This window comes from Victivallis lenta (assembly GCF_009695545.1).
In the GTDB taxonomy this organism is placed as follows: Bacteria; Verrucomicrobiota; Lentisphaeria; order Victivallales; family Victivallaceae; genus Victivallis; species Victivallis lenta.
The window spans coordinates 176,897-201,145 of record NZ_VUNS01000007.1 but is presented as its reverse complement, the minus strand read 5'-3'; the positions used below and the strand labels follow the sequence as shown (position 1 = coordinate 201,145).

Genomic DNA, 24,249 nt, shown 5'->3' with positions numbered 1-24,249 from the left:
GGCATGGTCTCTTGAGACGAGCACGACACGCAGTGTCGGGCATGGTCTCTTGAGACGAGCACGACACGCAGTGTCGGGCATGGTCTCTTGAGACGAGCACGACACGCAGTGTCGGGCATGGTCTCTTGAGACGAGCACGACACGCAGTGTCGGGCATGGTCTCTTCAGAGAGCGGGGCCCCCGAAAAGTATCATCCGCCGCGCAGGCGCTGTGGATGACAAGTCCGACTTGTCCTCCGCAGCCTCGGCGAAGGAGGAAGGGGGGGAACTTTTCGGGAAACATCAGGAGGTGCATATCATGCTGGTTTTCAACCGGGACAAAGCGGAACTGGAGGCCGAATTCCGGAATCCGGGAATTCCGGAGACCGGACTTTCCGTCGAAGAGCTCAAGGCCGGACTGCTCCGGCTCGCCGGACGGAAAAAGGACGGTTCCCGCGCAGTCGTCAAGGCGGAGGCGTTTTCGTATCTGCTCGACAACATGAGGATCGGCGTATCGGCGCGGGATCTGTTCGTAACGCTGGGCGTCTGGGGCCGCAAACCATTCGACGACGCCATCCTGCCGGGCTGGAAGCAGGAGCTGTTCGACGGAGCGCTGAGGGAGGCCGCGGCGCGCGCCCGGACCCTTTCGGACAACGGGACCGTCGCATTCCATTTCGATTTCTGGCACAGCGTTCCGGACTGGGACGCGATCCTCTCTCTCGGCTTCTCCGGTCTTCTGTCGCGGGCGGAGGCCGCGGAAAAGCGCTTCATGGAACGCGCCGGAAATACGATGACGGCGGAAAACCGGGATTTTTTCGCCTCCGTCCGGCTCGAATACGAGGCCGTGCAGCGGCTGATGAACCGCATCTGCGCCTGTGCGGAGCAAACCGGCTGCCTCCCCGAAACCGTCACCGCGCTGCGCCATTTGCGCGACGGAGCTCCGGCGACCCTTTACGAATGCATGCTGCAGATCTGGCTCTATTACCAGCTTTCGGAGTATGCGGACTGCATCCAGACCCGTTCCTTCGGCAATCTGGACCGCGTGCTCTATCCGTACTACGTCCGCGATCTGGAATCGGGGGAGTTCACGCGCGACGACATCCGGGCGGTTTTCCGCAATTTCATGTGCAGAGTCTCCGCCATGAACTACTATTTCGGGCATCCGTTCTACTTCGGGGGCACGAATCCGGACGGCTCCAGCGCGGTCAACGAGCTGTCGCACCTGATTCTGGACGAATACGGAAAACTCGGAATTTACGACCCGAAGCTCCAGATCAAAGTCGCCGGAAACACGCCGCGCGATTTTCTGGACAAGGCGCTCAAGCTGATCCGGAGCGGCCGCAACAGCATCGTCTTCGTCGGGGAGCCGTGCATCTGCAAAGCGATGCTCGCGGCGGGATATTCGGAGGAGGAAGCCCGCACGGCGGACATCAAGGGCTGTTACGAATACGCTGTCCGGGGAAAGGCGGTGGAGACCTGTCCCTGCGTCCTCGGGCTGCCGGAGATTGTGGATAAGACCCTGCGGGCAGGAGACGGTTTCCGGAACTTCGACGATTTTCTGCAAAGCTGCCTCCGGCGTCTTGAAGAGAGCTGCGACGACTGCATCGAGGTTTCGAACGAATTCGAACGGTATCTCGACGCCGTTGATCCCGCGCCTCTCTTTTCCGGCGCCTGCGCGTCCGCCCTGGAGAAAGGGGTCGACGGTTATGCGAAGGGGTCGGTTTACAACAACTCGAATCTCTGGCTGATGGGTCCCGCGTCCGCCGCCAACGCGCTTGCCATGATCCGGAAATATGTGTATGAGACCCAGACCGTCACGCTGGACGAATTCCGAAAGGCGCTCGACGCCGACTGGAAAGGCTGCGAACCGCTCCTGCAGCAGATCCGGAACGATCCGGACAAATTCGGCAACGACCGGGATATGCCGGACAACCTCATGCGGCTGCTGGTCGAAACCGCCGCCGCCCGGATCAACGGACGCCGGAACAGCCGCGGCGGCCGCTACACCACGGCGCTCCATTCCGCAGACCGTTTCCTGACCTGGGGACAGGTTTCTCCGGCCACGGCGGACGGACGGCGGCGGGGGGAGGAGTTCTCCAAGAACGTCTCGGTCCAGCCCGGCAGCAACCGCAGCGGAGTCACGGCGATGATCCGGTCGGTCCTGAAGCTGAATCCCGCGTACTTCATGGCGGATTTTCCGCTCGATGTCATGCTCGCCCCCTCTGCGGTATCCGGCGAAGACGGCCTCGGCGCCATGCGTGCGCTGCTGATGACCTATCTCCTCCGCGGCGGCCATGCGATCCATTTCAACATTTTCAGCACGGAGACGCTGAAGGAGGCGCAGATGCATCCGGAGCGGTACGCCGACCTGCAGGTCCGGGTCTGCGGCTGGAACGTCCTCTGGAACAACCTCAGCCGCCGGGAGCAGGACAGCTACCTGATTCAGGCGGCAGCAAATGAAAGGGAAGCGTGAATCATGGAACCCGAAGGAGTTTTCGCCGACGTCAAGCCGTTCGCCGTGCACGACGGCCCCGGCATCCGGACGACGCTCTTCCTGAAGGGATGCCCCCTGCGCTGCGTCTGGTGCCACAACCCGGAGACGATCCGCCGCGAACCGGAACTTGCGTTCTTCGCCTCGAAATGCCTGTCGTGCGGAAAGTGCGCCGGAGCCTGCTCCCGACACCGGTTCGAAAACCGGGTCCACACCGTCGACCGGAACGGCTGCACGGCCTGCGGCGAGTGCGTGAAACGCTGTCCCGCCGGCGCACTGCGGATTTACGGAGAACGGATCTCCGTTCCGGAAGCGTTCCGGCTGCTGACCGCCGACCGGATGTTCTACGAGACCTCCGGCGGAGGCGTCACGCTTTCCGGCGGGGAACCGCTGCTTCAGCCGGAGTTCTGCGAGGCGCTGCTCCGGCAGCTCCGCAACGACGGAATCCACACCGCGCTGGATACCTGCGGCGATGTGCCGTGGCGCAATTTCGAGCGGCTCCTGCCGTGGACGAACCTGTTCCTCTTCGATCTCAAAGCGGTCGATCCCGGCGTGCACCGGAAATGCACCGGAGCGGACAACCGGACGATACTGGAGAACCTGCGCAGGCTGGATGCCTGCGGAATTCCGTTCGAAATCCGGATGCCGCTCATGCCCGGCTGGAACGATGCCGAGGACGACCTCCGGAAAGCCGGGGAACTCCTCTCTTCCCTGCGGAGCGCGCCGGTTCCTGTCCGGCTCCTGGCCTGTCACGATTTCGCCCGGAGCAAATACGCGGCAGTCGGCAGGCCGGATGCGATGCCGCGCCCGACGGCGCCGGAGCTCTCCGCCGCCGCATTTCTCCGGCGCTATCCGGTGCGGATCGTAAGCTGAATTCCGGCTTTTGCCGCCGCGGATCATTGCAATTCCCCTCCCGGCGTGGTACTGTATCCGCAGGGAGGAGAATTGTTATGGAGACCGTACTCGTATCGCGCGCCGTCGAGCAGCATGATCTGGATTCGGTTCCGAACCGGACCCGGCTGGAGTTCACGCACGCCGGCACCCGGCTCGTGCTGAACCTCGATCTGTTCAACTTCGGCTGCGACCTGCGCGAAGAAGAGCGGCACTACCGCCACCTTTCGCCGCCGTTCTGCCGGCTCTTCCACTTTGCGGGCGCAGTCTCGCCCGGCGCCGAAATCATCATCGGCGGCGCCGTCCACCGGCTCGACACGGCCGGAATCTATCTCCTGAATGCCGAGCATTCGTTCGACGTCCGCTATTTTGCGGGGTCGAAGCTCTGCTACGCGCACCTGCGTCTGGCGGACCACACCCGCAGTTCGGTGTTTCACGATGCGCCGGGACTGCTGCGCATCGAACAGCCGGTCATTTCCGCATATCTCGAACACGCCTGGGAAACCGGCATGCCGCTCGCCATCCAGAGCGCGGCTGCGGCGGCCATGTCGGAATTCGTCGCGCCGCATCTCGAACGGCTCCGCGAACGCAGCGAACTCTTCAGCCGCTTCGCCCCGGTGCTGGCCGCGATCGACCGGACGCCGCCGGCCCGGCTCCGAGTCTCGGAACTGGCCGACGTCATGCAGATGACGCCGTTCGCGCTGTCGAAAAGCTTCCGGCGGAAGATCGGCATGCCGCTCAAGGAATACCTGAACACGATCTATCTCGACCGCGCCCGGGAACTGCTGACCTGTTCCGGCGGAACCGTGGAGGATGTGGCCGTGCTTTTAGGTCACAGCGATGTCCATTATTTTTACCATGCGTTCCGGCGGCTCACCGGGCTCTCCCCCGGAGAATACCGGGCAGAACGCATGAATTTCGGGACCAAAACAGATGAAAGTCCTGAAATCGCACGTATCTGACCATTTTTTGCAGTTGCGTTCCGGGCGGTTTTCCATCATAATTTAACAGCAGAGCAACAGAAATCACAAGGGAGAGAACGATGCAGAAGATTCCGCCGCGTCCACAGTTTCATTTCACGGCACGCCGGGGCTGGCTCAACGACCCGAACGGGCTCGTCGTGCTGGGCAGCCGATATCACATGTACTTTCAGCACAACCCGGAGGCGCCGGAGTGGGGCAACATCCACTGGGGGCACGCCGTCAGCGACGACCTGCTGCACTGGGAGGAGCTGCCGATCGCCCTCGTCCCGAAGGCTGAGAATGACCTCTGCTTCTCGGGAAGCGCGTTCCTCGACACGGAGAACGCCTCCGGCCTCGGCACGCCGGAAAATCCCGCGCTGCTGGTTTACTTCACCTCGACCGGGCGCGGCGAATGCCTCGCGTACAGCCTCGACGGCGGCATGACGTTTACGGAGTACGAAGACAACCCGGTCATCCGTCACCGCGGCCGCGATCCGCGCATTCTGCGTTACGCCCCCGGCCATTACGTCATTGCGGTCTACGACGAAGTCAACCATATCGCCTTCTACCGTTCGGCGGACCTGAAGAACTGGACGTTCTGCAGCCGGATTCACGGCTTCTACGAGTGCCCGGAGCTCTTCGAGCTCGGCGGCCGGTGGGTGCTTTTCGGCGCCAACGGCGTCTATTCGCTCGGCAGCTTCGACGGAGAGGCCTTTACGCCGGAGACGCTTCCCCGACCGCTTTTCGAGGGGGACGCCTATGCAGGGCAGACCTTCGCGAACTGCGGCCGCCGGATCGCGGTATTCTGGCTGCGCGACAATGGAATATTCCGCAGCGGCGGCTTCAGCCAGCAGATGTCGATCCCGGTCGAGCTGACTTTGAAGGATGACCGGATTCTGGTCAACCCGGCGACGCAGGTTCCGGGCAGCCGCGTATGGTCGAGCCCGGAATGCCCGGTGACGCTCCGCGGGATCGAGCTTCCGGCGGCGGAGCATATGCTGATTATCGAGGATTCGGCCTCGGTCGAGGCTTTCATCAACCACGGCGAACGCTGTATCCTGCGTTCGACTTCCATCCCGATGCAGAAGGAGATTTGAAGCATGACAGCTGTACCCCTTGAAAACGGCGGCCCCGGGCGTCCGCTCCGGATCGTCTCGTTCGGAGAAGTCCTGTTCGATATTTTCGACGACGGCGCCCGCCTCGGCGGCGCGCCGCTGAACCTGGCCGTGCACCTGCACCGGCTCGGCGTGGAGTCGCTGCTCGTTTCGGCGGTCGGGCAGGATACGCTCGGCGACGTGGCGATTCAGGAGATCGTCCGCGAAGGGCTGCCGGTCGACCATGTAGCCCGCGTGCCGCAGCCGACCGGCAGCGTGACGGTGTCGCTCAACGAGGCGAAGGTACCGGCCTACCGCTTTTTGCGCGACTGCGCCTATGATTACATCCCGGTTCCGAAGCTCGACCTGTCGGAGCTTGATCTGTTCTGCTTCGGCACGCTGGCCCAGCGCGGTGAAGCGTCGCGGAGCACCCTCAGGCGGCTGCTGTCCGGAATCCGCTGCCGGGTATTCTGCGACGTGAACCTGCGGCAGGACTTCTATTCGAAGGAGATTCTGGAACACTCGCTGGCGGCGGCGGATGTCGTCAAGCTGAATGACGACGAGCTCCCGGTGATCGCCTCGATGTTCGGCATCGAGCCCGAAAGCGGCGCCGTGGCGAAGCGCTTCGGACTCAACACGGTGATCCTGACCCTCGGCCCGGAAGGGTGCGAAATCTGGCACGGCGGGGAGAAGTTCACCTCGCCGGCCTATCCGGCCGAGGTGGTCAGCACGGTCGGGGCGGGGGACGCATTCAGCGCCGGCTTCCTGTTCCACTGTCTTTCGGGCCACCGGATCGAAATCGCGGCGGCGGAGGGGAACCGGCTCGCGGCCGAGGTGGCCGCCATTCCGGGCGCATTCTGATCAACGGACATCACGCGGAGATGATACGATGACAAAAGGACGTTTATTGCTCTGGTCCATCACATCGGCCCTGGCCGGTTTCCTGTTCGGCTTCGACACGGTGGTGATTTCGGGGGCCGAAAAAGAGATTCAGGACCTCTGGGCCCTGAGCGGCACGATGCACGGCTGGGCGCTGAGTTCGGCGCTGTGGGGCACCGTGCTCGGCGCCTGCTTCGGCGGAATCCCGACCAAAAGGTGGGGGCGTCGGAAAATCCTGATTTTCAACGGTATTCTGTACGTGGTGTCGGCGATCGGCTCCGGACTCGCCTGGGATGTGGGTTCGTTCATCGTCGCGCGCTTCATCGGCGGGGTCGGCATCGGCATTTCGACGATCGCGGCGCCGCTCTTCATCGCGGAGATCTCCCCGGCGAAGGACCGCGGCAAGCTCGGCGGACTTTTCCAGTTCAACATCGTCTTCGGCATCCTCGTCGCCTATCTGTCGAACTACATCATCGGCAATCTCTGCGACATCGGAGTCGGCTGGCGCTGGATGCTCGGCGTCGAAGCGGTTCCGGCCGTCATCTACACACTCATGTGCTTCTCGCTGCCGGAGAGCCCGCGCTGGCTCATCGTCGATGCGAACCGGCCCGAAGAGGGCGTCGAGGTGTTCCGGAAAATCAATCCCGGCATGAGCGAAGCCGAAATCGCGGAGCTGGCCGGCTCGGTCGAAGCAACCCGGGTACCGGCCGGAAAACATTCGAAGTTCTGGACCATGCGCATGCGCAAGCCGATCTTCTTCGCATTCCTGATCGCCTTCTTCAATCAGGTTTCGGGGATCAACGTGATTCTGTACTTCGCGCCGCGGCTGCTCGGGCTGGCCGGGATGAACAACGCACTGGCGGCATCGATCAGCCTCGGCGTGACGAACCTGATCTTCACCTTCGTCGGGCTCTGGCTCATCGACCGGCTCGGCAGGCGGACGCTGCTTTACATCGGTTCGGCCGGATATATCCTGAGCCTCGGCGTCTGCGCGATCGCCTTCTTCAGCTTCTCCGAATTCAAGGTCGTCTCGGCCTCGATCGACACGATCACCGGCGCCGAGCAGGCCATGCGCATCGAAAGAGGCGAAGGCTATTTCTCCGCAGCCGACAAACAGCGCGCTGCCGCCGACTACGCCGCCGCCCGGAAAGCTCTGGCCGACGCTGCCGCATCGGAACGGTACAAGGGGGCGAAAATCCTCCTTCCCGAGCAGCTCCCGCCGGCCGAGGTGAAAGCGGCGGCCGAACTCTCGAAAATCGAAGCTTCGAAGCTTCTCGGCGCATCGAGTTACATCGTGCTCGTCTGCATGATCGTCTTCATCGCGGCCCACGCCGTCGGGTCCGGAACGATCATCTGGGTATTCATCTCGGAGATCTTCCCGAACGACCAGCGCGCGGCCGGACAGGCGCTCGGCAGCTTCACGCACTGGATTTTCGCGGCGCTGCTGACGCTGGTCTTCCCGATCGCGATCAAGGCGTTCGACGCGGGCTACATGTTCGCCTTTTTCTGCGCGATGATGATCCTGCAGCTGATCTGGGCGAAAACCATGATGCCGGAGACGAAGGGGCTGTCGCTCGAGCAGATCGAAAAGCGGCTCGACCCGGTGAGCGAAGCGTGAACGCAGGCGGAAGGGCCGTTTTCCGCGCCTCCGGTCACTCCGGCAGCGGAAACGCGGCCCACAGATGGCGGTCGAGGTCGACACAGCCGTTCGGCTTGAAACGGACACCTTCGCGCTCGAGCAACGCGCGCTGCTCCGGCCAGCCCGGAGCGGTGCGCCCGGCATGGTTCACGACCCGGTGGCACGGCAGTCTCCGGCCGGCCGGAACGCGGGAGACGGCCCGGCCGACCATGCGCGAACGGCGCGGGTGGCCGGTCAAAAACGCGATCTGCCCATAGGTGGCGACGCAGCCGCGCGGAATGGCGGCGACCAGCTCGCAGACGAGCGCTTCGTATCCGGCGGTTTCACCTGTCACATGTTCCTCCTTTTCCGCCAAGTTGAGCCGGATTTGCCGAACTGCGGCCGGAATGCCCGGCCGCCTTCCGTATCCCCCTGCCGTCAAGCGCGGAAAACTTTGCTGATCGGATGATTCGTTCTAAAATAGCCGCCGGGGAACCGTTTTGCAAGCCGGGAAGTCCGGACGATCCGCCAAAACTCCTTCCACGACCGCTTGCTTCCGGCGGCGGCCGGTGTTATACTAACAGGAAAACCGGCAAACCGGAATTACGGATGGATATCTTATGGAAACGATCATTCTCGACACTGATTTTGAAACCGACTGCGACGACGCGGGCGCGCTTTGCGTGCTGCACGCGCTCGCCCGGCGCGGAAACGCGGCAATCGCCGGCGTCATCGCCAGCGTTCACTCCCCCTGGCCGGCGGCGGGGGTCCGGGCGCTGAACCTCCGGCTCGGCCGGCCCGACATTCCGGTCGGCTGCAACTTCGACTACCCGGACAGCGGGCGCTACCGGCAGCACAGGGAGCGGATGCCCGACCGGCTTTACCACCGCGCCATGGCCGAAGCCGTCCCGGAGGCGCTGCCGGACCGGTTCCGGCCCGAAGAGGGCGTCGCCCTCTACCGCAGGCTGCTAGAACAGGCGGAGGACGGCAGCGTGACGATCTGCGCGATCGGGCTCCTGACGCTTCTGGCCGAGCTGCTGCGGCAGCCGGGCGGGCGCGAACTTGTCGCCCGCAAGGTCAAGCTCCTGGTCTCGATGGCCAACGGCGTCCGGCCGGAGGGACGTCCCGGGTTCAACTGGGAGATGGCGCCGGAGGCCGCCGCATTCGTAACCGCCGAATGGCCGACCCCGATCCTGGTTTCCCCGATCGGCGGCGACGTGCTGACCGGAGCGGAGCTGGCCCGCCGGGTCGCGGCGGACAACCTCGAACTGCTGGCCTACCGGAAATTCGGCGGCGGAACACCCGGCTTCCGCCGCTCAAGCTGGGATCAGCTGGCGGTGCTCGCCGCGGCGGACGTGCTTGAGCGCAGCGGTTTCGCCGCGCGCAGCGAGCCCGGCCGGATCGTGTTCGACCCGGCCGGCTGCTCCCACCGCTGGACGGAGCCGCACGGCGCACCGCACTGGTGCCTGTCGCTGACGCGCAGCCCGGACGAAAGTGCCGCATTCGTCGAATCGTTCATGGCCGAAGTCTGGTAACCGCCTGGGAAGGAAAACGATGGAAGAACCGCAAATTCCCCTCGCCCCGGAGACTCTGCCGGGCAGCTGGTGCTGGCACCCGGACTATCCGTCCGGCGCGCCGGAGTTCACACTCTTCCGCCTCGCCTTCCGAACCGCCCGGCAGCGGACCGTCCGGCTCCTGTTCAGCGCCGACAACCGCTGCAATCTGTTCCTCGACGGAGTCTTCGTCGGCCGCGGCCCGGCGCGCGGCGACCTCGAACACTACCGTTACGAATCCTGTACGCTGGAGCTCCCGCCCGGCAGTCACGTCCTCGCCGCCGAGGTGATCGTCTACCCGTGCGGCTTCCGGGAAGAAGAGGGACCGTGGAGTGAAATCCACACCGGCGGCGGCTTTCTCATCCTCTCCGGCGACGCGGCGTTTGCGACACCCGGAAGCTGGCGCTGCCGCCGGGACGCTTCGCGCCGTCACCGCAAATGGCGCGACAGCTGGAACGGCCGGGGCGGCATTCCGGCTCCGCCGATGGAGGAGTACGAGCCCGACCCGGCGCTCACGGGCTGGAAGCTGCCGGAATTCGACGATTCGGACTGGCCCGCCGTCAGGCATGTCGGGGAACCGTATTTCGCCGACCGCTGCAAAACCGATCCGCCGACCCGCTGGCGCCTGGTTCCCGGAACGACTCCGCCGATGCGGCAGGAACCGGTCGCGGTGCGAAGCATCCTCGCCGGAAACGAATTTCTCGCGCCGGACGGTTCCGGGGGAGCGACGGGGCGCATCCCGGCCGGAAAGCACACAATCCTGCTCGACCTCGGGCGCTACCGCACCAGCCTCGTCCATCTGCGTTTCTCCGGCGGAAAAGGCGTCTGCCGGATCGGCTATGCGGAAGCGCTTTTCCGCAACGGCGTCCGCACGGAGCGCGGCCCGGTCCCCGGCGGCCGCGTCGGGGAGTACGGATTTTCCGACCTGCTGAAGCTGAACGGCGCCGACGGAGCCTTCGACAGCTTCTGGTACCGTTCCGGCCGCTTCGTCGAGCTCGCCTTCGAACTTGATGCCCCGCTTGCGATCGAACGGCTGTCGTTCGAATTCGTCGCCTACCCGTTCGACCGCAAAGCTGTCTGGAGAAGCCCGGAACGCCCCGTCCTCGAACGAATCTTCGAAACGGCCTGGCACACGGCGCGCTGCTGCGCCCATGAGCACTACGAGGATTGCCCGTACTGGGAGCAGCTGCAGTACGCGGGCGACACGCGCATTCAGGCGCTGATCTCCTATCTTGCGACCGGCGACGCGCGGCTCGGCAGGCAGGCGGTCCGGCAATTCGACGAATCGCGGCTCGGCGGCGGCCTGACCGCCTCGCGCTACCCGTCGAATTTCCGGCAGGTCATCCCGGGTTTCAGCCTCTACTGGATCATGATGGCCGGGGACTGTTACGACTACACCGGCGACCAATCCGTCATTGCCGAACACCGGAACGGCATCCGCGACGTGCTCGAATATTTCTCCGCGCACCGCGACGGCGGCACCGGCCTGATCGGGCCGGTGCCGGGCTGGAACTTCAGCGACTGGGCCGCGGGGTGGCCGGACGGGCGCAGCTCCCGCGGCGAAGAGCTCCCGGAAACGCTGCTGAATCTGCTCTACGCCGAAGCGTGCCGGGTGGCCGGGCGGCTTTTCCGGGCAGCCGGGATCATCCCCGGACACGACTGGGAAGCGGAGCGGCAAAGCGTTCTCGCCGCGGTCAACCGGCACTGCTTCGACCAGGAGCGCCGCCGCTACACCGACGTGCCGGGAAAGGCGTACTTCAGCTGTCACGTCAACGCCTGGGCGATTCTCGCCGGCGCCGCGGACAGCGGCCTGAGAACGGAGCTTTCCGCCGCGCTGACGGAGGACCCCGGCCTGACCGGCTGCACGCTCTACTTCGCCTTCTACCTGCTCGAAGCGATGCACAGAACCGGCAACGATGCCGGCTTCGAAACGGTGCTGAAGCAGTGGGAGCCGATGCTCGAGCTCGGCTTCACGACCTTTCCGGAATGCCCGTCTGCCGATACCCGGAGCGACTGCCACGCCTGGAGCGCGGGGCCGCTTTACCATCTGCTGCGGCACTATGCGGGCGTATATCCGGCGGAACCGGGCTATGCGGTCGTCGGCGTGGAGCCGGCGGCGGGGGCTCCTCCGTTCACGGCCGTGCTGCCGGTCGGCGGCGGCCGGCTGCTGACCGTCTCCGGACGGCCGGGGGACGGCTGTACGCTCTCGTCCGCCTCCCGGCTCAGAATCCGGCGGAAGGACGGCACGGAATTCGATCTCAAGCCCGGCGAACCCGCGACCGTCAGCCCCACAGCACCCGGTACGGCTCCGGCGACTCCGACGGCGGGGTCAGAACCGGGTTGAACCGGTGCTCATGCGGCAAATTTCCGGCATTGTGAATCAGTTCGTTCACGACCCATTTCATACGTTCATTCATATTGAAACAGAGCGTCGCGCAGGCGGAGGGACCGGAAGTGTGATAGACCGAAATCACCGGTGAACTCCGGAACCCCGCCTCCTGCAGCCGGGTCTGCACGTAGCTGGCCTCGAAAGGGTCGTTGTCGTCGATGTAACCGCAGCCATCCTCCAGCGGCAGCTGGAATTCCTGCGGCTGCCAGCTCCATCTGAAACTCCTCACATCGAGCATCATCTTCCCGAACATGCGTTCCACCGGAAACGAAAAATCCGCGCTGGCCTCGTCCACCCCCTGCCGGAACTCCTCGTGCTGCCAGGCGATGGAATTGTAGGGAGCGATGTGGATCACCTTCCTCACATTCTGCCGCATGAGCTGAACCAGCGCCATATATCCGGCCCGGTGATAATTGAAGCTGTAAGTCGGATAGCGCCGCCGGAGCTCCTCCGAACCGTTCAGCAGCACGACACGCGTCCCCTGCGCGACAAACCGGTCGAGGGTTTCGCGCATCTTCGGATTTCCGGGGTGGGGATCGATGACCAGTGCGTGCAGCCGCCGGGTCAGCAGATGCTCAAGGCACTCCTGCTCCGCGACGATCTCCGCATGGTCGATGCCGAACAGCAGAAACTGGTATTTGTTTTCGAGCGCCAGCGAATGCGCGTCGCTCATCTGCGTGATCATGTCGTGCAGATACGAGCGCACGACCGCGATGACCCGCTCCCGCGGGCGGCGCTCGAGTCCGCCCGGAATGTAGGTTCCGGAGCCCTGGATGGTCACCCAGCCGCGCTCGGCATTCAGCTCGGCCAGCACCTTCCGGACCTGATAATGGCTGGCTTCGAATTTCCGGCACAGTTTGTTTTCGGTCGGAATCCGGTCTCCCGGCTCGAGATGCAGCGAATCGATATATTCGCCGACCGACCGTTTCAACGCGATGAAATCAAACACTTCCGATATCTCCCCGTCCATAAAAAACCGATGCCGGAAACATCCGCTCCGCCGGACATGTTCCCGCATTCCCCATTACTATAAAAGGGGGTTCGGGAAAATGCCAGCGGCATTCCGATGAACGGCAATCAATTTTTCAGTAAAAATATATTGTATATAACTTTCAATAAATTACAATATCTTTCTATTTCAAATTTATTTAAAACCTATTGTCTTTTGCCGGCAAATCGATCATAATATAAGCGAACGAAAAATGAAATGAATCAACCGGAGCGGTGAATCGAAATGTTTCAGGTGGAAAAAGAATATCTGGTAATCGGCGGGAAACCGCGCTTCATTTATGCGGGCGACTTCTCCTACGGCCGCATTCCGCGTGCGGTCTGGCGCGACCGGCTGCTGATGATGAAGGCGGCCGGAATCAACACGGTCAGCTTCTACTGCGTCTGGCGGTACCATGAAACCGCGGACAACGTCTGGGATTTCAGCGGCAACCACGATGTCGATCACCTGCTCGGGCTGCTCGGCGAACTCGGCCTTTACGCCATCTTCCGCATGGGGCCGTTCGTGCACGGCGAATTCCGCAACGGCGGCTATCCGGATTTCCTCGTGGAGAAGCTCGGTGCGAAGCTCCGCAGCAACGATCCCGAATACCTCGGCTATGCGGAGCGGTTTTACCGGAAATTTCTCGCCATTGCCGGGAAGCACCTGATCACTTCCGGCGGTCCGATCATCCTGTTCCAGCTCGAAAACGAACTCGGCTCGGCCGGCTGCAAAGGTGACGACATTCCGCGCGGCGACACCGATGACGCCGAAAACCGCAAGCATCTCGAATTTTACAGCCGTTTGGTCCGCGAAGCCGGCATCGACCTGCCGTTCATCGACATCAACCGGATCGAAGGACGCGAGGAGCTGCTCGGCAGCCGCGTCGATACCGGCGGACACTATCCGGCCTCCTGCTTCGGCACGGACGGGGAACTCTCCCCGCTGCGGCCGCGCGAAAACCGCGGCGTGCCGTATATTTCGATCGAAACCGGCTGCGGCATGTTCGTCCGTTTCTTCGATTACCCCGCCTACCGCAACACGAACGGCTTTCAGGGACCGATCATCAAGGCGCCGAGCGTCGAGGCGCTCGCCCAGCAGACGGTCGCCGAGGGGGCGTCCGGCGTCGGATTTTTCATCTTCTGCGACGGACAGCACTTCGGGGACGATAACGAATCGATGATCCCGCACCGCGACATGAATTTTCAAGCACCGATCAGCTGCACCGGGACGCTGCGCGACTCCTACCGCGGATTGAAACGGCTCGGCTGGTTCCTGCGCAGTTTCGAAACCGAAATCCTGAAAACCCATCCCGATCCGGACTGGTGCACACTCCGCGCCTTCGGCTCGGCCCATCCCGGGGAAAATCCACAGAGCGGCGATCTTTTCGACGGCTACGGCCGGGAAATTCCGGCTGAGGCGGCCGCGGCGCGCGCGCAGCCGGGCCGCAAAGTCGAAGCGCTCGCCCGGGTCACCACCGGGCTCAACCTGTCGGACAGCAACTTCATCTTCGCCCGCAACGTCAGCAACATTCACGCCGGCTGGAAGCGCGACGTGCGCATCGCAACCACGCCGAACCGGCTGGCCAGCGAGGTGTTTCAGGAGTATCCGAAACTGGTCCAGCTCGAGCTGCCGCCGCAGACCACGAAGATTCTGCCGTTCTTCGTCAAGCTCAAAGAACGCTGCTTTCTCGACCACTCGACCGCGACGCTGCTGGACCGCCGCGGTTACGGCAACGCCGTGCAGCTGATCGCCTTCGCCACGACCGACGAGTTCACCGAAAGCAGCTTCGTGCTGCCCGATGCCGATCCCGTCCGCGCCACGCCGGGACTGCTGATCAAACGCCACAGCCCGAACCTCGTCAGCGCGGTCGGCTCCCCGTCGCGCGGCATCGAGGCCGCCGAATTCGGAGGGAAGGACGGCGTCCGCTTCATACTCGTGGATACCGAACGGGCCGGTGAGTGCTGCGATATCGCCGAGTACGCCGCCTTCAGCTCGATGCAGATTCTCGAAAGCGTGCGCAGCGGAGAAAACGTACGGATTTCGGCACTCTGCGACCGCGACTTCTTCACGCTGGACGTCCTGAGCCCGCGTCCGCTCGAACTCCATTGCGGCGAGGCGGAGGTGCGGCTGCAGGAGACGCCCGGATTCGGCATCCGCAGCTTCTCGGGCAACCTGCCCGGCCACCGCGCGCCGGAACTCAGTTTTCACCGCAGCCGGGCCGGGAACGACCTCGTGCTCGAAACCGTCGTCACGCCCGATATGCTGCGGGACGCCGCCGACCTCGTCCTCGAAGCCGCCTACGACGGCGAATATGGACAGGCGTTCCTCGACGGCAGGCTGATCTCCGACCACTACTACGGGAAATTCCTGGTCTGGGAGATCGGGCTGGCGGCATGGAGCCGCCGTTCCGGCGCCGAACGCCTGACGCTGCGGATTCCGGGCGGACGCAACTGCGAAATCAAAATCAGGCTGCTCCGGAAGTACGAATTCCTCATCCGCCATTCAGACGCGGCAGACAAACGCCCCGCCCCCCGCCGGAAACTCCAGGAACAGGAGGTCTGATTTTTTGAACCGCAAATTGGAAAATACAGTCGGACACGCTACCTTAACCAATGACAGAAAGGTATTCACCATGCACAGGAAAATCAGGAACTTCACGCTGATCGAGCTTCTGGTCGTCATCGCCATCATCGCGATTCTGGCCGGCATGCTGCTGCCGGCCCTGAACCAGGCGCGCTCCCGGGCGCACTCCATCAGCTGCATCAACAACCTCAAGCAGATCGGGATGGGCATCAACTTCTACACCATGGAACAGGACGGCTTTCTGCCGATCCCGCAATACGGCCCCGGCGAATACAACAACAATTACTGGGTCATCTCCATCACCCCCTACATCGCCAGAACCGTCGCTCACGCGGGAGAGGATTACGGCAAGACCCTGCTCTGCCCGAGCAGCGAGGAGTCGATCCGGATCGCCGGAGACAATCCGATGACCAACTACGCGATCAACGGACACTTCGACCCCAGCGACAACGGCTCCTCCATCCGGAAGGTGACCTCGGCGAAAACGCCGGGCAATCTCGGGGCAGTGGCCGATTTCAAATGCCGGCAGAATGCGACCTGCCTCTGGCGCATCTGGGAAAACATTGTCCAGAGAACCGACTGGCGGCACAACGATTCGCTGAACCTCCTCTATGTCGACGGCCATGCGGCCAACACCCGCGATATCGGGCGCCTTTCCTGGGAGGTCGACAACTGCTGGAGCGGCAGCGAGCCCCAGTCCATGCTGACCTGGGCCTGGATCAAAGACTGACGGAGCAAAACGGCAAACAATGACCTGTTCCTGCAAAACAACCGCACCGGTTCCGAACGAATACCGCACGGTTCCCTTCTGGAGCTGGAACGACGAGCTCGAACCCGATGAACTCGTCCGCCAGATCCGCGCCATGAAGCAGGCCGGACTCGGAGGATTCTTCATGCACGCGAGAAGCGGGCTGAAAACACCTTACATGGGCGAACGCTGGTTCGAATGCGTAAAGGCGTGCATCCTCGAAGCGGAACGGCTCGGACTCGACGCCTGGCTCTACGACGAGATCGGCTGGCCCTCCGGCTTCGGCGGCGGAGAGGTCAACGCCTCCGGAGACGAATTCCGGCAGAAGTTCCTGCGCTTCCGCACGGTCCGGCGGGAGGAGTGCGCCGTGGAACAGGTCGCCGGCCTTTACTCGCCCGACGGCAGCCGCTATCTCGGTTCGGACCCTTCCGAACTGCCAGCCGGAGAGATCCTCGAAATCACGTATGAGGTCAACCCGTTCTATGTCGATGTGTTGAATCCGGCCGTGACGGAGAAGTTTCTCGCCGTCACCCACCAGCGCTATTTCGACACGCTCGGCGCCGGACTGTGCCGCCGGATCAAAGGGATTTTCACCGACGAGCCGCAGGTCGTCATCGGCAGGCCGGTCTGGTCGCCGACGCTGAACGCCGCCTACCGCCGACGTTACGGGCGCGAGCTGACGCCGGAACTGCCGATGCTCCGGCTGGACCTGCCCGGAGCCGCCGCGTTCCGCATCCGCTTTTACGGCCTGGTCGCGGAGCTGTTCTCCCGGAATTACACCGGGCGCATCGGCGCGTGGTGCAGAACGCACGGCTGGGAGTTCACCGGCCATCAGGTGCAGGAGATCAATTATGCCGAAGCAGTCTGCAGCAACGGGGCGGTCATGCCCCATTACCGGCATTACACCATTCCCGGCGCGGACTGGCTCGGCTTCGCCGAACCCTCCGTCTATGTCTTCACGCAGCCGGCGAGCGCGGCGGCGCAGTCCGGCAGAAAGCGCGTGATGGCCGAAGCGTTCGCCATGTGCGGCTGGAATCTGAACTTCCGCGGCATGAAGCACCTCTATTCGCAGATGCAGCTGCTCGGAATCAACTTTCTCTGCACCCATCTGCAGAGCTATTCGCTGCGCGGCATGCGCAAGCGGGATTACCCGCCCTCCCTTGCGCCGCATCAGCCGTGGTGGCCGGACTACCGCCAGCTCAACGATGCGTTCGCGCGGCTGAACCGGCTGCTGGCCGAAGGAGAGAATCCGGTCGATACCCTCGTGCTGCACAGCCAGAGCTCGGCCTGGGCGCTCTACCGCGACCGGATGGAAGATGAACGGATCGCTCCGCTCTGCCGCTCCATCGAGTCGCTGTCGGAACGGCTGTACCGGAACTTCGTCCCGTTCCACTACGCCGACGAGTCGATGCTGGCCGCATCGGGAGCCTGCGCTGCGGACGGGACATTGCAGCTCGGCTGCTGCCGCTACCGGCAGGTCATCCTCCCGGAAACCGTGAACTTCCCGGCGGCCGTTCTCGAACTGCTGCGGAAATTTCCCGGCCCGATCTGGCGCAGCGGGGAACGGCATGCGCTCCTGGTCGACGGAGAACCGGCTCCGGCCGAAACCGCAGCCTGGTTCGAAGCGCTGCCGGAGCTGCCCGACCAGCTGCCGTTTCGCGGCATCCTCTCCGTCTCCGGCGCCGGAACCGTCCGCGCCACGCGGCGAATCTACGACGACGGCGTCATCTACTTTCTGGTCAACACGGCCGAGACGGCGGCCGCAGAGGCCGAAATCACGCTGCCGGAGCCCTTCGCCTCGCTCGAACGCATCGACCCCGAAACGGGGGAACCTGACCCGTTCCCCCTGCGGGACGGAACTCGCTTCCATTACACGTTCCCTCCCGCCGGAACGCTTCTGCTGCGGGCGCGAAAAACCGCCGGCGCCGCGCCGGTGCCGGAAACCGTGCCGGAGACCGCCGCGCTGCCTCTCCCGGCCGAAGCGCGGCTCCGGCTGCTGAACGACAATTTTCTGCCGCTCGACCGGGCCGCTTACAGCGTGGACGGCGGCGCCTTCATCGACGCCGACGTCAGCTCGATCCAGTGGCGGCTGCTGGCGCTGAGACGCCCGTGCGACCTGGTCATGCGCTTCCGCTTCGAAACCGGTGAAACGTTCGCCCCGGACACGCCGCTCTCGCTGGTCATGGAGGAGCCGGAGCGCTATCGGCTTCGATTCAACGGCATCGACGTCCCGGCGCAGGCGTGCGGTACGGTATTCGACCGCGCTTTCCGCCGCGTGGCGCTGCCGGAAGGCGCGGTGCGGCGCGGCGGCAACACGATCGAACTCGCCGTCCGTTTCGGGCAGGGCGAGCAGGTCTATGACGATCTCGACCGGGCCGGGCGGTTCGAAACCGAATTCAACCGGCTCGCGTTCGATCTTGAGATCGAACCGCTCTTTCTCGCCGGGAAATTCGGCGTTTCCGGCGCAGGCGAGTGGCGGGAACTGCCGCACGGCGCACTGCGCCAATCCGGAAGCTTCCGGCTCGAAGCGCTGCCGGAACGGATCGACCCGGCCCGGCTGGCTCAGAACGGACTGCCGTTCTTCGCCGGGAAACTCGCACTCGACTTCGCATGCGAACTGCCGGAAACCGCCGCACGGGCGCAAATCGAAACCGGACTCGACGGCGCGAATTCGGTCCGTTTCTCCGTCGACGGCCGCGCGTGCGGTTTCGCCTGGTGCGAGCCGTTCGAAAGCCGCGACTGCGCCGCGCAGCTGCGGCCGGGCGGCTGCACCGTCACGCTGGAGCTGACCACCTCGCTGCGCAACCTGCTCGGCCCGTTCCATCTGTCCGAGGGCGAAAGCCGCAGCGTCGGCCCCCTTTCGTTCAGCAGAGAGCCCAACGGCGTGACGCCGCAGGAACCGCCGCCGTACGACGCCGGCTACTGCGTCGTCGCGACCGGTGCGCGCGGCAGCCGCATCACCGTCTCCCAGAAACTTATCCCCGAACAAGGAACCGGGAAAGCGAGGCGCCGAATATGCAGCGATGCCCGCCAAGACACAATGTCATCATTCAGGAATAAGCTCCAAGCATAAGGATTGAACATGCAGCCGATCGACTGGTTCCTTTTCTCGATTCCGATTGCCGTAATCGCCGTTTTCTGCTTCCACTCGCAGAAGTACATCCGCAGCGTGGCCGATTTCCTCGCGGCGGGGCGCACGGGCGGGCGTTATCTGCTCTCCTCGGCCAACGGCATGGCCGGGATGGGCCTCATCACGCTGGCGGTCGCCATGCAGAATTTCCGCCACGCCGGCTGGGCGGTGTCGTGGTGGGGCCAGGTCATCACGCTGGCCATGACCATCCTGAGCCTCTCCGGCTTCGTCTACTACCGCTACCGCCAGACCAAGGTGCTGACGCTTGCGCAGTTCTTCGAAATCCGCTACTGCCGCGCATTCCGCGTGGTCATGGGGATTCTCTGCTGGCTTGCCGGAATCATCAACTTCGGCATCTTCCCGGCGGTCGGCGCGCACTTCTTCATCGCCTTTCTCGGGCTGCCGCGCGAAATCGGCGGCATTCCGCTCTACCCGGTTCTCATGGTGCTGTTTCTAGGCAGCGCCGCGGTCATCACCATGAGCGGCGGCCAGGTGCAGAACATGATCACCGACATGATCCAGTCGCTGTTCGGCTACTTCATGTGCGTGGTGGTCGGCATCTCGGTGGTCTGCATCTTCTCGATGGAGCAGTTCCGCGAAGCCATGCTTGCGCAGCCGCCGGGACAGTCCTATGTGAATCCGTTCGACTCCTTCGAGGTCAGCGACTTCAACATCTGGTTCATCCTGATCAATCTCATCGTCATGGTTTACGGTTACGGCTCCTGGCAGGGCAACCAGGGCTACTCGGCTTCGGCGCTGAATCCGCACGAGGCGAAGATGGGCAACATCCTCTCGACCTGGCGGATGCTGTCGATCACGATGTTCTCGGCGATGATCTCGCTCGGCGCCTACACGTTCCTGACCCACCCCGCCTTCGCGTCGGAACAGCTTGCCATCAGCGGCGAGCTCGCCTCCTACTCCGCGCAGAACGCCGACCAGATGGCGATGCCGATGGCGACCAGTTCGTTCCTTCCGGCCGGAATCAAGGGACTCTTCGCCGCGGTCGCTTTCTTCTTCATGCTCTCGACCGACACGACCTACCTGCACAGCTGGGGATCGATCTTCATTCAGGACATCGTCCTGCCGCTCTACGGCAGACCGGTTTCCGCCCGGCTGCATCTGCTGCTCCTGCGCCTGGCGATCCTCGGCGTGGCGGTCTTCGGCTTCGTCTTCAGCCTCTGCTATCGGCAGAACGAATACATCAACATGTTCCAGATGATCACCGGAACCTTCTTCAGCGCCGGAGCCGGCTGCGCGATCATCGGCGGGCTCTACTGGAAGCGCGGAACGCGGGCCGGAGCCTGGAGCGGCGTGGCCGCCGGCGCGTTTCTTTCGCTGGCGGGAATCGTGCTCATGGATGCGCGCGGCTGGCACGCGGCGCGGCAGTTCCTGCTCGGCATCTTCCCGAACTCAACCGTTCTGCAGGAAGCGGCGGACAAATGCCCGGTCAACGGCGCCTGGCTGAGTCTCGTCGCCGTGCTCTGCGCCGGGAGCGTCTATGTCCTCGTCTCGCTCCTGACCTGCCGCAAGCCGTTCAACATGGACAGGATGCTGCACCGCGGCAGGTACGCCGAAGCCGACACCGCGCTCCGCGTCGAAAACGCCCGGAAGATCGGCTGGTGCAAACGGCTGTTCCTCGGCTTCGACGAGGAGTTCACGCTGCGCGACAAGATCGTTTCGGTCTCCGTCTTCAGCTGGACGGCGTTCTGGACGGTCTGCTTCGTGGTCATCACGCTCTACAACATCATCGCATTCGCACTTCCCGCCGCCGGATTCAAGCCGTGGGACGACGGCATGTGGTTCAACTGGATGATGTTCTACCTGATGGTTCACGTCGTTCTGGCGCCGGTCACGGCGGTCTGGATGACCTGGGGCGGCATCCGCGACCTGCGCGAAATGTACCGCCGGCTGAGCGCGCTGACCCGTTCGCAGGACGACGGATATGTCCCCGAGCCCCGCAAAGATGATTGAACCGCCATCGCCGCAATGCCGTATTCAACCCGAAACAACAAGGAGAATGAACCCATGAATCTTTCGATCGACAACCGCCTGCTGCGGCACGGCCTGACTGTGCTCGGCGTGGCTTCCGCCGCGCTGGCCGGCGCCGCCGACTGGAAGCTCTCCGGCAGCAATGAATGGAACACGGCGAAGCAGACCATGTCGGACGGCGTGCCCGAACTGCTGTTCACCGGCAGCGGCAACGGCGAAAGCGAAGCACGGCTGCGGACCGGCAGATTCCGGCCGGGCGGCTGGTACGCGCTCGACTTCGAATTCAGCACGGAGCTGAAATTCCGGGAGTGGCCGGTCGGCGCGCCGTTCGTCGAGCTGCCGTTCCGGCGCGAAGAGCTGTGGGAGCCCACGGCCGTCCGGCGGCATGTCACCTGGCGTTTCCAGGCGCCCGAAACGCTCGCGGACGGTGCGGATTTTCTGCGCTGCGGCCAGAAGGACCATACCGGCAGCGTCCGGATGCGAAACTTCGTTCTGCGCCCGGTGACTCCGCTTGCCGCCACCGTCGGCGGCGACACGCCGCTGCGCCGTCACGAAGCGATTTTCGGCAACACCTTTTATGCGAACGAGGATGTCGCCACCGTCGGGAGGCGGACCGAATTCACCGCCGAAAACCCGCTCGTGCTGCGCTACGCGCTGCCGGGACGCAAATTCACCGGCGCAAAACTCCATTACAACGGCTCGAACACCCGGATCGAATTCTCCCGCGACGGCGTGAATTATACCGTAATCGGCGAACACCGGGAAAACGGCGCGCCGTTCCGGCTGCTCGGCGAAAACGACTCTTCCGCCGCGCTCCATCTCCGGCTGACGCCGCTCGACCCGTCCATGCCGGGCCGCCTGAACCATACCCGGCTCTCGGCGGCCGTCGACGGCCGCCCGCTGCACACGGCGGGACGCACCTTCTTCGTGGAGAGCGCGGATAGAACGAAACCGCATCTTTCCCTCAGAAAGATCGGCTTTGATCCGGAAACCATGCGCTGCATTTTCACGCTCGACGCGGTCAACCCCGGCCAGACGCCGCAGGCTTTCCGGATTGCGCTCAGGGACAACGGAACCGAGCGCGCCGCGGCCGACGCCGTCACCGTCGCGCCGCAGGAGTGCGAGACGGTCACCATCGTCTCCACGCTGCCGGAAACCGGCGAACGCGTGCTGACCTTCACCGATCCGCAGCTCGGCACATTGCTCCGCGCCGATACGAATCTGCCCGTCATCGACGACCTCGCCCACGGCGTGAAACTGAAACCCGCCCCGGCGGGCGCCGAACTCTGGAGCGCGAGCTCCTCCTACCACGTCAACCGCCGGCGGCCCGCGCCTGAGGCGGAGGCGGAAGCGCTCGCCCTGGAACTCGCCCGCAACGAATCCGCTTCCCGCCAGCTCGTGCTGCGCGGAACCGGCCCGGAACAGCCGGCCGAACTCCTTCCGCGCGATCTGGTCAGCGAATCCGGGGACGTGCTGCCGGCGAACCTCTTTGACGTCCGGCTGGTCGAATACCTGTTCATCACGAATCCGACCGACGAGACCGGCACGACCGGATTCTGGACCGACCCGGCCTCGCCCGTCAGCGGCCCGGCCGCCGTCCGCCCCGGTGAAAACACGCCGCTGCTCGTCACCGTCAAAACCGCTCCCGACACTCCGGCCGGACTCTATCGCGGGAATTTCGAGCTGAAACTCGGCGCCGATGCCGTGAAGCTTCCGGTCACGGTCCGCGTCTGGGATTTCGCGCTGCCGGACACCCTCTCCACCACTGCGACCAGCGAGCTAGCGCCGCGCTATATCGCCGAACTTCAGCGGCTCGGGACGGATGCGGAGAAACGCGAAGCTTACAACCGGTACCTCAAGCTGTTCGCCGACAGCCATGTCTCGCCTTATGACCCGACGCCGTTCGACCATCCGGCCGTCACCTGGCCCGAAGACGGCTCGGACGAGGTGAAGATCGACTTCTCCGCATACAAAAGGGAGCTTGAGCGCGTTCTTTCGACCTATCACTTCAAGCGCTTCGTGATCAGCATTCCGCTTCCTCCCGGCATCAAGCGCCTCAGCGACCCCATGACTCCGGAGCAGGAGGCGCAGTTCGCCTCCGCCGCCCGGCAGTATGAAAGATTCTACGAGGAGAACGGCCTGCTCGACACCGGCTTCGTCTACACCTGGGACGAGCCGCACGTCAATGTCTTTCCCGACGCGGACCGCTGCCTCGACCGCTACCGGAAATACGCGCCGAAGCTGAAACTCATGATGACGCCGTTCTGGGTGCAGGAGCGCTGGCGCCCCCGCCTCGACATCTGGGCCTTCCTCAGCAATCACTACGTCGATTTCACCGCCGACGCCTGCCGCCGGAAGGGCGAGGAGCTCTGGTGGTACGTCTGCACCGGGCCGCGCGCGCCGTACACGACCGGGTTCATCGACCACGGCGGCGCGGAGTTCCGCACCTGGCTCTGGCAGACCCGCCGGTACGACATGGCCGGAACCCTCTACTGGTCCTCGACCGTCTGGTGCGACGCGATGAAAGCGCCCGGATATCCGGCCCGCAACGTCTACGAAACGCCGGTGTTCTTCAACGAGTCCGGCAATGAGTTCGGGAACGGCGACGGGCTGCTGGTCTATCCGCCGCGGGCCGCCTACGAGCCCGGAACCGGGCCGCTTCTCTCCGATCCGGTCACATCGCTGCGGCTGACCGCCTGGCGCGACGGCCTCGAAGACGTCGAATATTTCAAAATCCTCGAAAAAGCGCTGGCCGAAAAACGTTCGAAACTCACTCCCGCCGAACGGAAGCAGTTCGAAGCCCTGCTCGAAGTGCCTGCCGACGTGGCCGTCAGCCTGTACGAATACAACAAGCTCCCGGATGCGCTCGAACGCCACCGCGCGAAACTCGCGCGGGCGATTGAACGGCTGAACGGGAAATAGCCCCCGCGCAATCCCGGGGCGGCCGGCACCG

Annotated in this window: 15 protein-coding genes; 13 read left to right on the top strand and 2 right to left on the bottom strand. The window is 63.9% G+C overall.

Translation table 11 applies throughout. The features are described 5' to 3' along the window. Positions 1–297: 297 nt before the first annotated feature. From FYJ85_RS08940 to FYJ85_RS08915, 6 genes are all read left to right on the top strand, one after another. A complete protein-coding gene (locus tag FYJ85_RS08940; RefSeq protein ID WP_154417978.1) occupies positions 298–2,451 on the top strand; it encodes a pyruvate formate lyase family protein in 2,154 nt (717 codons plus the stop codon). A 3-nt stretch (positions 2,452–2,454) separates the two neighbouring features. Continuing rightward, on the top strand, positions 2,455–3,342 hold the full coding sequence (locus tag FYJ85_RS08935) for a glycyl-radical enzyme activating protein (protein ID WP_154417976.1): 888 nt from the start codon (positions 2,455–2,457) through the stop codon (positions 3,340–3,342). A 77-nt stretch (positions 3,343–3,419) separates the two neighbouring features. Beyond that, positions 3,420–4,322 carry a helix-turn-helix transcriptional regulator gene (locus FYJ85_RS08930; RefSeq protein ID WP_106054271.1) on the top strand — a complete coding sequence of 301 codons (903 nt, stop codon included), beginning with the start codon at positions 3,420–3,422 and terminating at the stop codon, positions 4,320–4,322. 80 nt (positions 4,323–4,402) lie between these two features. Continuing rightward, positions 4,403–5,419: a glycoside hydrolase family 32 protein gene (locus tag FYJ85_RS08925; protein WP_154417974.1), complete on the top strand. Its 1,017-nt coding sequence runs from the start codon at positions 4,403–4,405 to the stop codon at positions 5,417–5,419. Between the two features lie 3 nt (positions 5,420–5,422). Then, positions 5,423–6,277, top strand: a complete 855-nt coding sequence (locus FYJ85_RS08920; RefSeq protein ID WP_154417972.1) for a carbohydrate kinase family protein — start codon at positions 5,423–5,425, stop codon at positions 6,275–6,277. A 28-nt stretch (positions 6,278–6,305) separates the two neighbouring features. Next, a complete protein-coding gene (locus FYJ85_RS08915; protein WP_154417970.1) occupies positions 6,306–7,913 on the top strand; it encodes a sugar porter family MFS transporter in 1,608 nt (535 codons plus the stop codon). Between the two features lie 34 nt (positions 7,914–7,947). Here the strand turns inward: FYJ85_RS08915 and FYJ85_RS08910 are convergent, their stop codons facing one another. Next, entirely contained in the window at positions 7,948–8,268 is a 321-nt protein-coding gene (locus FYJ85_RS08910) for an MGMT family protein (RefSeq protein WP_177994532.1), read from the bottom strand. 265 nt (positions 8,269–8,533) lie between these two features. On the opposite strand from FYJ85_RS08910, the gene FYJ85_RS08905 reads away from it, so the two are divergent. Next, positions 8,534–9,448, top strand: a complete 915-nt coding sequence (locus tag FYJ85_RS08905; protein ID WP_154417966.1) for a nucleoside hydrolase — start codon at positions 8,534–8,536, stop codon at positions 9,446–9,448. 19 nt (positions 9,449–9,467) lie between these two features. Continuing rightward, positions 9,468–11,810, top strand: a complete 2,343-nt coding sequence (locus FYJ85_RS08900) for an alpha-L-rhamnosidase-related protein (RefSeq protein ID WP_106054265.1) — start codon at positions 9,468–9,470, stop codon at positions 11,808–11,810. Here FYJ85_RS08900 and FYJ85_RS08895 read toward each other — a convergent pair. Next, positions 11,749–12,804, bottom strand: coding sequence for a GntR family transcriptional regulator (locus FYJ85_RS08895; RefSeq protein ID WP_158704129.1), 1,056 nt, complete (start codon positions 12,802–12,804; stop codon positions 11,749–11,751). The genes FYJ85_RS08900 and FYJ85_RS08895 overlap by 62 nt on opposite strands. A gap of 285 nt (positions 12,805–13,089) precedes the next feature. Between FYJ85_RS08895 and FYJ85_RS08890 the strand changes: the two genes are divergently transcribed. From FYJ85_RS08890 to FYJ85_RS08870, 5 genes are all read left to right on the top strand, one after another. After that, complete coding sequence (locus tag FYJ85_RS08890) at positions 13,090–15,408, top strand: beta-galactosidase (RefSeq protein ID WP_154417964.1); 2,319 nt, start codon at positions 13,090–13,092, stop codon at positions 15,406–15,408. Between the two features lie 70 nt (positions 15,409–15,478). Next, positions 15,479–16,159, top strand: a complete 681-nt coding sequence (locus FYJ85_RS08885; protein ID WP_154417962.1) for a prepilin-type N-terminal cleavage/methylation domain-containing protein — start codon at positions 15,479–15,481, stop codon at positions 16,157–16,159. Positions 16,160–16,178: 19 nt separating this feature from the next. Beyond that, positions 16,179–19,250 carry a glycosyl hydrolase family 2 protein gene (locus FYJ85_RS08880; RefSeq protein ID WP_154417960.1) on the top strand — a complete coding sequence of 1,024 codons (3,072 nt, stop codon included), beginning with the start codon at positions 16,179–16,181 and terminating at the stop codon, positions 19,248–19,250. Between the two features lie 9 nt (positions 19,251–19,259). After that, positions 19,260–21,278 (top strand): sodium:solute symporter family protein, encoded by a 2,019-nt coding sequence (locus FYJ85_RS08875; RefSeq protein WP_154417958.1) that lies wholly within the window; start codon positions 19,260–19,262, stop codon positions 21,276–21,278. Positions 21,279–21,332: 54 nt separating this feature from the next. Continuing rightward, positions 21,333–24,218: a DUF4091 domain-containing protein gene (locus FYJ85_RS08870; RefSeq protein WP_158704128.1), complete on the top strand. Its 2,886-nt coding sequence runs from the start codon at positions 21,333–21,335 to the stop codon at positions 24,216–24,218. Positions 24,219–24,249: the final 31 nt, after the last annotated feature.

Excerpts from the sequence above, each read along its gene's own strand:
- FYJ85_RS08870 (WP_158704128.1), top strand. The coding sequence starts at position 21,333 with ATGAATCTTTCGATCGACAACCGCCTGCTGCGGCACGGCCTGACTGTG.
- FYJ85_RS08875 (WP_154417958.1), top strand. The coding sequence starts at position 19,260 with ATGCAGCCGATCGACTGGTTCCTTTTCTCGATTCCGATTGCCGTAATC.
- FYJ85_RS08920 (WP_154417972.1), top strand. The coding sequence starts at position 5,423 with ATGACAGCTGTACCCCTTGAAAACGGCGGCCCCGGGCGTCCGCTCCGG.
- FYJ85_RS08935 (WP_154417976.1), top strand. The coding sequence starts at position 2,455 with ATGGAACCCGAAGGAGTTTTCGCCGACGTCAAGCCGTTCGCCGTGCAC.
- FYJ85_RS08940 (WP_154417978.1), top strand. The coding sequence starts at position 298 with ATGCTGGTTTTCAACCGGGACAAAGCGGAACTGGAGGCCGAATTCCGG.
- FYJ85_RS08880 (WP_154417960.1), top strand. The coding sequence starts at position 16,179 with ATGACCTGTTCCTGCAAAACAACCGCACCGGTTCCGAACGAATACCGC.
- FYJ85_RS08930 (WP_106054271.1), top strand. The coding sequence starts at position 3,420 with ATGGAGACCGTACTCGTATCGCGCGCCGTCGAGCAGCATGATCTGGAT.
- FYJ85_RS08905 (WP_154417966.1), top strand. The coding sequence starts at position 8,534 with ATGGAAACGATCATTCTCGACACTGATTTTGAAACCGACTGCGACGAC.
- FYJ85_RS08925 (WP_154417974.1), top strand. The coding sequence starts at position 4,403 with ATGCAGAAGATTCCGCCGCGTCCACAGTTTCATTTCACGGCACGCCGG.
- FYJ85_RS08900 (WP_106054265.1), top strand. The coding sequence starts at position 9,468 with ATGGAAGAACCGCAAATTCCCCTCGCCCCGGAGACTCTGCCGGGCAGC.
- FYJ85_RS08885 (WP_154417962.1), top strand. The coding sequence starts at position 15,479 with ATGCACAGGAAAATCAGGAACTTCACGCTGATCGAGCTTCTGGTCGTC.
- FYJ85_RS08890 (WP_154417964.1), top strand. The coding sequence starts at position 13,090 with ATGTTTCAGGTGGAAAAAGAATATCTGGTAATCGGCGGGAAACCGCGC.
- FYJ85_RS08915 (WP_154417970.1), top strand. The coding sequence starts at position 6,306 with ATGACAAAAGGACGTTTATTGCTCTGGTCCATCACATCGGCCCTGGCC.